The sequence below is a fragment of the Myxococcus sp. CA039A genome, from assembly GCF_013336645.1.
GTDB classification, from domain to species: domain Bacteria; phylum Myxococcota; class Myxococcia; order Myxococcales; family Myxococcaceae; genus Myxococcus; species Myxococcus llanfairpwllgwyngyllgogerychwyrndrobwllllantysiliogogogochensis.
Genome location: NZ_JABUMQ010000322.1, coordinates 1 through 12998, shown reverse-complemented (window position 1 = coordinate 12998; position 12998 = coordinate 1). Strand labels below are relative to the sequence as shown.

Genomic DNA, 12998 nt, shown 5'->3' with positions numbered 1-12998 from the left:
CCCCCTGCCCTTCAACCGCGGGGACGCTTCTGCAAGGTGATTGCCAGCAGTCCTTCCGAAAGGCACTTCCCTCTGGGCGCGAGAGGGACCCCGGCCTGGGGGACGAGAAAGGTGTTCGTTCTCCTGAAAAAATCCCTGTCCACCAGCCAACGCTGGAGGAAAAACGACGCGCCCGGCCGGAAGGCAGACAGGCCTGTAGCGCTTCGAGCAGGCAGGTGGGCGTGGCGCGTGGCCCTCATCTGTCCTGGGGATGACAGGCGTCGTGAGGGACTCGGTTTCATCCCGGCGCATGGACAAGGCGGGTGACGGGGCGGATGCGAACATCACGATTCGATGAAAAACACGAACATGCAACGGATTGGGTTTTACGTGTCGGCGCTGGCGTGACGTGACGCTGGCCAAGATTTGACAGAGTTGAGTCAGTGATTGTCTGTCCATTCAGGCACCTTGCGTTGCGTTGAATCCAGCACAGCAGCCAAGGAGCCGTCCATGAACAGCATGAAGTGGGTGATGTCCGCCACGGTGGTTGCCATGTCGGTCGTGGGTTGTGGAGGTCAGTCCGGCGCGGGGGCTCAGACTGCCCAAGCGGTGGAGCAGAAGGCGTCGCTGGCCATTCCGAACTTCCATGGTTCGGACACGCTGAAGGAGGCCCTCATCGCGGCCAACATCCAGTCGGGTGCCGGGCTGAACATCGAGGGCAAGGGTTCTGGCGTGGGCGAGGCCTGCCTGCGCAATGGCGTGGGCTCCAGCGGCTTCTGCGGCTCGGGGGCGCAGACGCTGGCCCCCATGTCGCGTGACTTCGCGGCGCCGAAGACGGCGTCGGGTGCGGCCTGTGTGAGCGGCACGGCGACGGGCGCCTGCTGCCCTGGGGAGCGCAGCAACACCATCGCCCTGGACGCGGTGAGCGCGTTCGTGTCGTCGGCACGGTTCGCGCTGTTCCCCGACTTCGACCCCAGTTCCGGCGTGGAGAAGGGCCTCACCACGGAGGAGCTGCGCCGCATCTTCTTCGCCACCGACAGCGCTGGCGTCGCCATCACCGGTGCGTGCCCCACCAACTGGAACGCGTTCGGTCAGCCGTCCGCCACCATCGTCAAGTACCGCCGCGATGACCTCTCCGGCACCACCGACACGTTCAAGTCGCTGCTCAAGGGCGGCACCTTCTGTCCTGGCATCACCGTCATCGTCGACGGCTCTGTCTCCAACCCCAGCCCCTGCACGTCCTCGGACAGCGCCACCACCTGCATCGGCAAGCTGACGGTGAGCAACAACAACGCCATCGCCTACGCCGGTGACTCGGCCACGCAGACCGGCAACGACAAGCTCCACCTGAAGGCCGTGGCCCCCATCACCCCGACGACCAGCAAGTATATTGCTCCCAGCGAAGCCAACGTGCGCAAGCTGCTGCAGTCTGGCGCGACGGATGTCTATCCTCTCTCTCGCCGCATCTTCCTGAACGAGAACGTCAACCGCGCCAAGTCGTTCGAGGAGGGCGTCCTCTACGAGTGGATCTACGACACCAACTCGACCGAGTTCGAGGAGATCCTGACGCAGCAGGGCTTCATCGCGTGCGCGCCTGAAGAGCTCCTGACGCCGCTGGCCTGCGGCGGCAACCTGGGCCGTGGCGCGGGACTCTGCTCCGGCATCTGATGTGACGTCACGCCTCGACAGTCTTTGTCACTGAATGCTTCGGGCCGGAGGGCACCTGTCTGCCTCTCCGGCCCGTCTCTCGTGGAGGGAAGACCCTCCGCGCCCACCTGTGTCAGACGAAAGCCCCATCCACCATGCGCTCTCAGCTTCGCGTCCTGTTCCGCTCCTCCCTGTTGTTGCTCTCCACCTCCTGGCTCGGCGCTCCCGCGCTGGCCTCGGACCTCCACGCGGCGCCCTGGGTGTGTCGTGATTCGCGTGGCGCCGTGGGCGACGTCGAGGAGATTTCCCTGTCCACCGGCGCGGGCCCGCTGAGCATCACCCTGGGGCCCGACCTGGCGCTCTGGTACACGCAGGCTGGCTCCGGAAAGATTGGCCGAGCCACCCGCGCTGGCGCCATCTCCGAGTTCTCCCTGCCCACCACTGGCGCGGGCGTGCAGCAGATTGCCGCTGGCTTCGATGGCAACCTCTGGTTCACGGAGCTGGCCGCCAACCAGATTGGCCGCATCACCCCGGCCGGCGTGGTGACGGAGTTCCCTCTGCCCAACCGGGGCGCCAGCCCGGCTGGCATCGCCGCGGGTCTGGACGGCAACGTCTGGTTCACGGAGGTCATTGGCAACCGCATTGGCCGCATCACCCCCTCGGGTGAAATCACCGGGTTCGCGCTGCCCACCCCCGCCGCCCAGCCGCGCGCCATCACCCAGGGCTTCGACGGAAATCTGTGGTTCGTCGAGCAGGCGGCCAACAAGGTCGGCTCCATCTCCTTCGAGGGTGTCATCACCGAGTTCGCCCTGCTCACCGAGCGCTCCTCGCCGTCCTCCATCGTCGCGGGCCTGGATGGCAATCTCTGGTTCACGCAGCAGGCCGCCAACCAGATTGGCCGCATCACCCCGGACGGCGTGGTGACGGAGTTCCCGCTCCCCACCGCCGGAAGCCAGCCGAACGCCATCGCCCTGGGGCCGGATGGCCAGCTCTGGTTCACCCAGCTCGCGGGCAACCGCATTGGCCGCATCACCTACGCGGGCGCCATCACCGAGTTCGCCCTGCCCACGCCCGGCAGCCGCCCGTCTGGCATCGTCATCGCGCCTCCGGGCAACTGGTGCCTGGACGCGCATGTCTGGTTCACCGAGCGCGGTGGCCACAAGCTCGGGAAGCTGCGCGCCATCGCCGTTCCCTGACGTTCCGGGGCGTGACGATTCCGAGACAGACATGCTTCCGGGTGTGCGGGGTGGTGTCTGATTTTGTTGCAAGGACTTGTCATTCCCTGTCGGAACCCACGGCTAGGGTGCACCCATCCTGGCAGGTCCTCCGTGTCTGACATGACTCGGAGGGCCTGGGGGCGACCACGGTGCATCCAAGGGGATGCGGGAGGGACATCAACATGGGGATGACTCGGATGGGGCCTGCCCCAGGCCGCGTGCTGGTGGTGTGTCTGTCGTTCTTCCCCGCCTTGCTGGCATGTACGTCGGAGCCGGCGGGCGTGGTGGAGGTGCCCGTGGTGGTGCCTCCCTTCCAGCGCGGCTGCACCCCGGCGCGCTCCAGCGAGAAGATTCCCCTGCGGCGGGCCGCCACCCGGGCGCCGGTGACGGAGAACTTCGACAACCTGCTGGCGCGCGTGGGAACGCAGTGTGCCTCCTGTCATCTGCCTCCGAACATCCAGGGAGGTTTCCAGTACACGGCGGACCTGGAGGGCCTCAAACGCGACGGCGCGCGGATGGCCCTGAAAGCCTCTCAAGGAGAGATGCCGCCCAGGGCCTCGCCCCAGCAGCTCAAGGAGGCGGTGGAGCTGTCCTGCGCGCTCAATGCCTGGCTTGCCCGGGGCTCGCCGACAGGCACGTTCCCCGTCGTGTGCGAGGCCAGCTCGGAGGGCGGCGTCACCGTGGCGCGGGAGGTGGGCGACTCGCTGACGGACATTGGCAACTGCATCCCCCAGGTCGCCAAGGACCATCCGCTGGGAAGCGACCCGCAGAAGGACACCTTCTTCGCCGGGCTCACGAAGCTGCCCCGCTTCCTGTCGGAGACCGACAGCGACATCGTGACGTTCGACGCGGACACGCTGGCCGACCACGGCACCGTGGCCTTCGCGCCCACCTATCCGCTCTTCTCCGACAACGCCAAGAAGCTGCGACTGGTCCATGTGCCACAAGGACAGTCCATCCGGTACGACGAGCAGACGCAGAAGTTCCACATCCCGCCCAACACGCGCTTCTACAAGACGTTCTTCAAGTCGGTGACGGACCTCCAGGGTCAGCGGCGCTACCGGAAGATGGAGACGCGGCTCATCATCGTCCGCGAGCCCTGGAACCAATCGCTCTTCGGTACGTACCTCTGGAACGAGGACGAGACTGTGGCGGAGCTGCATGACCTGCGCTACCGGAACAACGAGCCCTTCTCCGACCGCGTGCTCGTCTACAAGGCGTATGAGATTGGCGGCGCCACGCGCAACTACGCGATTCCGGGCGCCCACCGGTGCATCCAGTGCCACACCGGTTCCGAGGCCCAGAACTTCATCCTGGGCTTCACCCCCCTGCAGCTCAACCGCCGGGCCCCTGGCGAGGCCGGGGTGGATGCGAAGGCACTGATTGACGAGGACGAGCTGAACCAGATGGACCGGCTGGTGCGCTACGGCGTCATCACCGGCGTGCCCGCCTACCGCCAGTTGGAGGCGCTGGAGACGTCCCTGCCCCGGCTGGAGCGCTTCGCCGAGGCGGCGCAGGCGGAGGCCCCTTCACCGGAGGCCCACAAGGCCACGCTGGAGCTGCAGGGCTACTTCGTCGGCAACTGCGGCCAGTGCCACAACCCCAACGGCTTCGCGGTGCGGAGCAACCCCGCCATCGCCTCGCTGGATTTCTCCGCGGGCGGCGTCCTCTTCGGCTGGAAGCCGTGCGGCGTGAAGGAGAGCAACGGCCAGCGTGTCTATGTGGACTGCGAGGTGAAGGACTACTCGCAGGACCTGCTTTTGCGCACGCCCTCCAGCACGCTCTACCAGCGCGTGGCGCGGGACACGGATGCTCGCGTCATCCACATGCCCACCAACGTGCCGGGCAAGGACTGCCGGGCCTCGCTGCTGGTGGCGCGCTACATCGCGGCGCTGGACTGGCCCGCCGACAAGCTCCTGCCGCCCGCCCAGCAGGCCGAGGCCCGCCAGGCGCGCCTGCGTCAGGCGGACACCGTCGTGGCTGGCGCGTGTACGGACCCCTCGGACGTGCAGTGGATTGCCGAGGACTTCACCGACAAGGTTCCTTACGAGCCGCGCAATCCCGCCTGGAAGGACGCCATCGGCCAGGGAGAGTTCGAGTACCTCACCCGATACGCCATCACCGAGCGGCACGAGCAGCTCGCCAGGAAGCTCTTCCCCACCAACTGGTGGTTGCCCAAGCGCACCTGCCGCTTCCCGCAGCGCGACAGTCCTCCGGCGGGGCATGACCCCTGGAATGACTCGCGCGACAAGTGGATGGTGAATGCGCTGGGCAATCCCCGGGCGCCCTGGGGCGAGCTCTACTACACGACGCCGGGCGCGACGGCCTTCCAGGGCATCTGCTCCAACTGCCACGGCCGCGTGGGAGATGGACAGACAGGCGCGGCGAAGGTGTTGGTGGCGCTCAATGGCGGTCGGGTGGCCAACCTCGTCGCTGGCCTGTTCGGCTCCAGGGATGGCGTCTCCCACCTGACGCGGTTCGACAGCATCAACCCGCACGGGGGCGCGCGCTACCTGGCGTACATGGCCTCCGGTGGGACGGCGGTCCAGTTCACTCCGGAGTTCATGAGCGCGTGGATCAAATACGGAGAGGTGGACATCGACTTCTCCCCGCGCACGTCGGACTGGAGCAAGTGGGGCGCGAACATGCTGGGCGCCGGGCGCGGTGCCTGTGACCTCATCCGCACGGGCAACTTCGGCACGGCCTCCGCCGAGCCTCCGAGCGGCAACCGCAACGCCATTGGCGGCGTGCGCATGTGGGAAGAGGTCTGCTCGCTCGACAACCCGCTGACGGACGCGGTCCGGGCGGGTCAGGAGCCCGCGCTGGGTGAGTGGCTTCAGCGCGCGCAGTTCAACGTGGGGGTGATGGCGTACTTCTACCTGCGCGATGAGCTGTCCAAGGGGCCGGGCGCCATCTACCCCCTGCGGACCGAGTGTGAGCGACAGGTGGCGCCATGAGCCGCGCCGTCCCTGTGAGTCCTTCAGCGAGTCGATTCCTCCGGAGCGTCAACGTGAAGAGAAACGTCCTGGGTTCGTGGCTGTTGATGGTGGGACTCGCCCTCGGGGTGGGCGTCACCGGTTGTGGAGACGATGACGAGGGGCCGCCGGACTCCGGGAGTGTCGACTCGGGATACGACGCCGGGCGGGACAGTGGCGCGCCTCCGGTGGATGCGGGCTGTGACGGAGGGCAGGGTGGTTGCGACGGAGGACATCCTCCAATGGATGGCGGAGAGGACGGAGGTCCCACGCAGACGGATGGTGGAGAGGACGGGGGGCCCACTCCAACGGATGGCGGTGAGGACGCGGGCCCTCCCGACGCGGGCCCTCCCGATTTCCGAGCGCACGTGCGCTTCATCAATGCCTTCGTCGGATTGAAGAACAACCCCACCGACGTGGCGGATCAGCCGTGGGAGCCCTTCCACGTCACCCTGCGCGTGGGCGACGCGGAGACCTTCCCGGTGGTGAAGGCAGGCGCGGCGGCCGTGTCGGAGTTCCAGGAGGTCATCCTGACGGGGCCCACCCAGAGCGTGCGCGTGGTGGCTCGGGACGCGGAAGGCACGTCGGAGGCCCCGGACCTCGCGGCCCTGGCGGAAGTCACCCTGGCGGATGACGAGTGGGTGACGGTCGTCGGTGCCGGCTCGCTGCTCCAGGTCGGGCAGGAGCGCCCGGACAAGCCCAGGCTCGTGGTGCTCAGGGACCATGCGTTGACCCTCTCCGCGCAGCCGGGGAATGTGCACGTGCGCTTCATGTCCGCGGACCGGGTCCTCTCGGCCTCGGCCAGGCGCCGCCTCGCGAACGAGGCGGGCGAACCCTACGAGAACAACAGCGTGGACGCGTACTCGGCGGATGTCGTCGAGCAAGGCGTTCTGGTCCCCGTCGACACGAAGCGCGTGGCTGTCATTGGAACCTCGCCCATCTTCGCGCCCGCCCAGAGCGGCTGGCTGCTCTACTCCCTGGCGGACGGGACGCTGACGGAGGGCAAGGCGTACTACGCCATCAACACCGGCGAGGACCGACGCACCCTCTCCGACGAAGGGGCTCCCGCGTTGTTGTTCGTGACCGCGAAGGAGAACACGGTCGCGCGCTTCCAGCGTGGCCCGCTCGTGTACTTGTTCAACGGCCTGCTGCCAGCCACCGTCGGAGGGACGACGCCGCAGCTCCAGGCCATCCGCGGTTCGTCGAACATCGCGACCGCCGTGGCCTACGGCGCCGCGCCAAAGGTGGCGGACCTCCCGGTGTCGACCACGGGCTTCTCGCTGCGCTTCACGGTGAATGGCCAGCCCGGGCAAGGGGTGCTGGAGGGCGCGGCCACAGGTCCCCTGGAGGCGGGTCGTCGCTACCTGGGCGTGCTGTGTGGCCGGGTGGAGGGCTCGCCCACGCTCACCGTCGTCAGGGACGAGTTCTCGGCGGAGGGCGCGCAGTCACCGTTCCTGCGCTTCATCCACTGCTCGGCCAGCTCGCCTGCGCCGCTCACCTTCGGCTCCTATTCGTTCCAGGCCGACGGCTCAAGCCGGGAGGTCTTCACGCCGCTCTTCACGGGGGCGACCTTCGCCACGGCCACGCAGCCCGTCACGGGCGCGGCGTTCTCTCCGCCCGTGTCCACGACGACGCCGGTCTACACCTGGCTCGGCCTGAGGACCGCGGATGCGACGCCCATCGAGCGCACCATCCGGGGCCGCGTGCTGGGCACGCCCACCTTCCTCGTCCTCATCGGAGAGTGGGAGAACACCCTCACGTACCGCGCCATCAACACCCGCGTGAATGCCTGGAGCCCGTCCGCGCCGAACGACCCGTTCTTCAGCCCGCTGACACCCGCGCCCTGAGCCGGAACGCCTGACGCTGAAAACACCGACGCCCGCTCGGGGCCTGTCCTGGCCACCGGCGGGCGTCGCGTGTTTCTGGAAGCCCGGTGACGGGCCTTCCGGAGACTAGTTCACCTTGACCTGCAGCTCCTTGAGGACCTGGTCGCCGCGCATCACCGTCACGGTCCAGGTGCCGGGCTTGTTCAGTCGCACGCCCGTCCACTGCCGCGCGCGCCAGCCGTCGCCCTTGAGCTTCACGTCCTTCGTCTCGCGCACCACCGCGCCCTGCTTGGTCTGCACCATGACGTCCTCGTAGGAGTCGCCCTGGGGCACCAGGTAGGCCTGCCACAGCATCACGGTGGTGTTCGCCTTGATGCCCTCGGCGCCCACCTCGGCGATGCACTCGTACTTGTTGGGGCCGTCCTTGGCCACCTCCGTACAGAGCTTGGCCTCCACCAGCACAGGACCTTGCTTCTGGCCGTTGTAGAAGTAGTTCCAGGTGTCACGCACCGCGTCGGCGCTCGGCGCCTTCGCGGGCTCCTTGGCCGGAGCCTCCGGCGCCGCGTCCTGCGCCAAGGCCAGCGACGACATCCCCAGCACCGCGCACACCATGCTCCGCGTCAGAAGCTTCTTCATGTTTCGGGGTCCCCTCGTTCGGTGAGTTCGAGCCGGCCTTCCCCGGCCGGCCTGGGCCCTGTGTAGCACGAAAGGCGCGGCCCTCGCCCAGCCTCACCCGAGAAGGAAGAAGGCCAGCGTCACCAACGGCAGGTACACGAGGAAGGCCACCAGCAGGAAGCCGAGGATGTCCTTGAACTCGAGCCGCGCGACGGCCAGCAGCGGCAGCGCCCAGAAGGGCTGGATGAGGTCGGTGGCCATGTCGCCCCACGCATACGCGAGGACCACCTTCTCCGGCGCGACGCCCAGTCGACTGGCCGCGTCGAGGAGGTAGGGCGCCTCGATGGCCCACTTGGAGCCGCCCGAGGGGACGAAGTAGTTCACCACGCCGCTGTACAGATAGACGACGGCGGGGAACGTCTCCTTCGTGGACAGCGACACGAACAATTCGCCGATGCGGTCCGTGAGGCCCGTGGCCTTGAAGATGCCGTAGATGCCCGCGTAGAGCGGGAACTGGAGGACGATGCCGTGCAGCACGCTCCCGGCCTCCTCCGCCGCCTTGATGAGCCGCGCGGGGGTGCCGTGCAGCAGCACCGCGAGCACCAGGAAGGTGAAGTTCACCACGTTGAGGTTGAGCGCGCGCCAGCCGCCGTTCAGCCACAGGTAGCGGGAAAGCCACAGCAGGCCCAGCACGCCGAAGATGACGTTGAGCAGCCTCGCGTGGTCCAGCCAGATGGCCAGGCTCTTCTCCGTGGGGCGCTCGGGCGGGACGAAGTCTCCGAGCTTCTCCAGCACGGCCGGGTCCACGCGCACCACGTGTTCGGGCTTTGGGTGCAGCGCCCACGCGAGCAGCGTGAGGCCGGCGACGACGGACACGGTGAGCACCACGTTGAAGGTGGAGAAGAGGGTCCGGTCGATGGGGATGAGGCCGATGCTCTTCTCCAGGAAGTGGCCCGGCGTGGCCACCAGCAGCGGCGCGGAGGCGGACAGGCCCGCGTGCCACGTCGCGCCCAGGCCGAAGTACGCGCACGCGACGAGCAGCCGGTAGTCCACGTCCGGCCTGCGCCGCGCGACGTAGCGCACCAGCATGGCGCTGGCGACCAGGGACAGGCCCCAGTTGATGTACGCCAGCGCCATGGAGACGAAGGCCATCATCGCCACGGCGCCGCGCGGCGTGCGCGCCAGTCCGGAGACCTTCTCCAGGAGCGCGCGCACGGGCGTGGTGAGCGCCAGCAGGTAGCCGGTGAACATCACCAGCGCCATCTGCATGGAGAAGGTGAGCAGCTCCCAGAAGCCGCCGCCCCAGGCGTCGAGCACCTTGGGGGCGGGCGCGTCCGCCCAGCCCATGGCGAGCCCCATGGTGAGCAGGCTCAGCAGGACGGCGATGGAGAAGGCGCTGGGCACGAAGCGCGCGGAGAAGCGACCGAGGGCTTCGGCGATGCGAACGAGGGTCTCCACGCGGGCGGGCGCTCCTGGACGGTGTGCCCCTCGTTCTATGGCATCCCCGCACGCCGCGACCACTGTTGTCCGCGCGGCGCCTGACTCACCGCGCTACGGCTCGCCGCTGCCGCCGTATGCCTGGGTCTGCGCGTCGAGCTGCTCCCACGTGGCCTGGGCCTGCTCCTGTTCCGTGATGTTCGCGTCCACCTGGTCCCCGGCGTCCCGAGCCTTGGCGCGTGCCTCCTCGAGATTCCGCGCGAGCTCATCGCCGTCCACCTCCTGTGCTCGGACGTCTCCGGTGCGCTGGAGGGTGAGGAAGCGGGCCTGCGCCAGCTCCGCGTTCGCGACATCCCGCTCGCGCTCCCGCACCTGCACCACCGACTCGCGCGTGGTGACGGTCTTCTCATTCAGGGCCGTCTCCGCCTTCGCGGCGGCGAGCTCCGTGTTGGCCTGCGCCAGGTCGTTCTGCGCCAGGTCGATGGCGTCCGCCTGCCCCGTCTCCTGGGCCGCCGACAGCGCATCCACCGAGGCCTGCTGGCGAGCCTCCGCGGCCTGCTCGCGCCCCTGTGCCACCTGCAGGTCTCGCTTGCCGTCCTCCACGGACACGTTCGCCCGCTCCTGTTGTTCCTCCGCCGTGCTCACGACGAGCTGGGCCTGACGCACGTCCTCCATCTGGTCGGGAGGCACCCGCGCCATCCAGGAGTCCTCCACCTTCGCGGTCTCCACCTTCTTGTGGGAGTGGCTGGAGCTACAGCCGCCTCCCAGCCCGAGAAGGAGGGCCGCGGCGACTCCTCCCAGCACTCTTCGTCTGCTCACCTGTCTCATGATGACCCCTCCGATTCCACGTGGCCTCTGGTTGACGGTAGGCACGTCCGCGAGTGATGCCAGACACCCCTCGCGCATTGGCACGCGGCAGGGAGGCGGGCGCCTTCGGGGTCACCTGTTTCCTGGAGCGGTCCTCAATCCCCAGGAATGGAATGAGGCGGAGAGCGACGAGTAGCGCCCGGCGCGATGGATGGATGCGCGAGCACGGAGGGCCACAGGCCGCTCACGCAGAGGAGGGCGACCAGCGTCAGCATCGTCCAGCGCTCGCGGGGCAGGAGGTCCTCGGTGCAAGCAGGCATGCTGGGGACTCGGCGCGGGCCCAGGAAGGTGTGCTGGAAGGCTCGCAGGAGCGTGATGGCATTGAGAGCGAGCGCCGGCAGCAGCGGCAGCGCGAGCAGGGGATTTGCTCCGAGCGTGCCTCGAAGGAGGAGGTCCTCGCTCACGAAGCCGAGCGTGCCCGGGAAGCCCAGGGCGGCGAGGCCGAGCAGCAGGAAGACCGTGGCCATGCGTGGCGCTCGGACCGTGAGCCCGCTGCGTGGGTCCAGGTTCGTGGTGCCCGTGCGCGCCTCGATGGCGCGGACGACGAGCTCCAGGCCCGTGAAGGTGAGGCCCATGGACAGACATTGGAGCCAGGCCCCGGGGAGCCCGGTGGGACCGCCCAGGGTCCCGCCCGCGAGCAGCAGGCCGGACTGACTCACGAGGAGGAAGGCCAGCATGCGGCGCAGGTCTGTCTGGACGAGCGCGAGTAGCGCGCCGTAGAGCGCGGCGCCGGCTCCCAGGCTTCCCAGCGCGGGAGCCACGGTGGCCCACTCCTCAGGCAGAAGCGGTCGGATGACTTGTGTCAGCAGAAGGAGGCTCGCGGCGAGGTTCATCCAGAGGACGCCGACGCAGAGGGGGCCTCGGGTCATCAGGACGGGCAGCCAGGAATGGAAGGGCACCACCGCCAGTCGCGCGCAGACGCTCACGAGGAGCAGCGTGCAGAGTCCCATGCGCCAGCCGTGAGGGAGGTCTCTGACGAGCGAGTCTCGCGGTGTTGCTACTCCCGTGTGCCAGCTCAGCAGCCCCACCAGCGCCACGGCCAGCATGAGGGGCAGGGCTCCTGCGAGCAGGTACGCGCGGACCGGGCGCCAGGCTCGTCCCTCGCGAGCGAGCTGTGTCGCCAGAGGGGCGGCCATTGCGAGGAAGAAGCCGAGTCGGAGCGGCAGGTCGCGTGCACAGAAGAAGCCCAGTGTGGCGCTCTCGGTGACGAGCAGTGCGGTGAGGAACCGCTGGCCGGAGGAGTGGCGGGGACTCGCGACGATGGTGACGAGGGTGAGCAGCGCGGTGAGTGGCAGCGCGAGCGCGCCCGCATCGTCCACGCCAAGGCGCCAGGTCACGCCGAGCCAGGGCACCGTGACTCTGGAGGCAGGTGTCTCGCTTCCCGCGATGAGCAGCGCCGCGATGGCGAGCCCCAGGGTGAGGGCCGAGGTGCCCGTGGCGGTGATGCGAGCCGACGTGTGTTGACGCGGCACCGTGAGCAACAACGCGCCCACGAGGGGGAGTGACACCAGGAGGACCAGGAGAAGCGTCGGGCTCATGCGGCCCCCGGGGTGGGGTTGCTCGATGCGGACTCGGTGGCACGTGACGCGGGTTGGACGGGAACCGGGCGTGGTGCTCCGGCATCGAGCACGTCCATCCAGCGGCGCTCTGCTCCATCCAACCGGTGCCCCAGGCGCAGCACGGGCTTCACCAGCCAGCGCTCCGTCAGGACCTCGAGCGCGAAGCGCTCCAGTGCGAAGCGGTAGAGCCTCGTGGGTAACGACCTGTGGGCCGTGACGATGGAGGGTGCCCGTGTGTCTCGGAGCGCCGCGCGCCGTGCCTGGACATCCCTCAGGGCGGAAGGTGCTCGGAGGAGCTGAAGACAGCGCAAACAGGCATGCGCCACCAGATGGAACAGGGCGAGCGTGTACAGCCCGAGGCCCACCTCCGCGAACATCAAGCCCACCTGCGTCAGCACGCCATAGGCCAACGCGCTCTTCACATCTGTCTGCACCCGCCACACCAGGGTGGCGTGAAGGGCCGTGAGCAATCCGACCAGCACCAGCGCTCCCCTGGCCAGGGGTGCCTGCTCCAGCAGCGGTGCCGCGCGCAGCAGCAGATATGGGCCCGCGTGCACGGAGAGCGCTCCGTAGAACAGCGCGCTGGAAGGCGTAGGGCCCTCCATGGCCCGAGGCAGCCAGCCACTGAAGGGGAACTGCGCCGACTTCCCCATGGCCGCCAGCACCAGACACAGGCTCAGCGTCGTCGACGGAATCACAGCGAGGTGAGTCCACTCGGTCGTGCCGGCGAGGTGATGCAGCCACACCAGCCCCGCCAGCAGGCCCACGTCACAGAGTCGGTAGGTGCCAAAGGCCCGGAGCCCCGCGCTCAGTGGCGCGGCCCGTTCATGGAAGAAGCCGATGAGCAGCGCCGACGCGAGCCCCACCCACTCCCTG

The 12998-nt window shown here is 68.5% G+C and carries 9 protein-coding genes; 4 read left to right on the top strand and 5 right to left on the bottom strand.

What is annotated here, in order from left to right:
- Nucleotides 1-489: 489 nt before the first annotated feature.
- The 4 genes from HR086_RS37815 (at nucleotide 490) to HR086_RS37800 (ending at nucleotide 7665) form a co-directional block, all read left to right on the top strand.
- Nucleotides 490-1647, top strand: a complete 1158-nt coding sequence (locus HR086_RS37815) for a substrate-binding domain-containing protein (protein ID WP_174457447.1) — start codon at nucleotides 490-492, stop codon at nucleotides 1645-1647.
- 134 nt (nucleotides 1648-1781) lie between these two features.
- A complete protein-coding gene (locus HR086_RS37810) occupies nucleotides 1782-2822 on the top strand; it encodes a Virginiamycin B lyase (RefSeq protein ID WP_254613967.1) in 1041 nt (346 codons plus the stop codon).
- Between the two features lie 203 nt (nucleotides 2823-3025).
- Nucleotides 3026-5800 (top strand): hypothetical protein, encoded by a 2775-nt coding sequence (locus tag HR086_RS37805; protein WP_174468065.1) that lies wholly within the window; start codon nucleotides 3026-3028, stop codon nucleotides 5798-5800.
- 53 nt (nucleotides 5801-5853) lie between these two features.
- Nucleotides 5854-7665 (top strand): DUF4397 domain-containing protein, encoded by a 1812-nt coding sequence (locus HR086_RS37800; RefSeq protein WP_174468064.1) that lies wholly within the window; start codon nucleotides 5854-5856, stop codon nucleotides 7663-7665.
- A gap of 105 nt (nucleotides 7666-7770) precedes the next feature.
- Here the strand turns inward: HR086_RS37800 and HR086_RS37795 are convergent, their stop codons facing one another.
- From HR086_RS37795 to HR086_RS37775, 5 genes are all read right to left on the bottom strand, one after another.
- A complete protein-coding gene (locus HR086_RS37795; RefSeq protein WP_141641836.1) occupies nucleotides 7771-8280 on the bottom strand; it encodes a hypothetical protein in 510 nt (169 codons plus the stop codon).
- Between the two features lie 93 nt (nucleotides 8281-8373).
- Nucleotides 8374-9717, bottom strand: a complete 1344-nt coding sequence (locus HR086_RS37790) for a TIGR00366 family protein (protein ID WP_174459965.1) — start codon at nucleotides 9715-9717, stop codon at nucleotides 8374-8376.
- A gap of 93 nt (nucleotides 9718-9810) precedes the next feature.
- A complete protein-coding gene (locus HR086_RS37785) occupies nucleotides 9811-10524 on the bottom strand; it encodes a hypothetical protein (RefSeq protein ID WP_174468063.1) in 714 nt (237 codons plus the stop codon).
- Between the two features lie 134 nt (nucleotides 10525-10658).
- The gene (locus tag HR086_RS37780; protein ID WP_174468062.1) at nucleotides 10659-12101 is read right to left on the bottom strand and encodes a proton-conducting transporter membrane subunit; all 1443 of its coding nucleotides are present in this window, start codon (nucleotides 12099-12101) and stop codon (nucleotides 10659-10661) included.
- On the bottom strand, nucleotides 12098-12998 hold a 901-nt coding region (locus tag HR086_RS37775), incomplete at its 5' end, for a proton-conducting transporter membrane subunit (protein WP_305794111.1). The genes HR086_RS37780 and HR086_RS37775, both read right to left, overlap by 4 nt.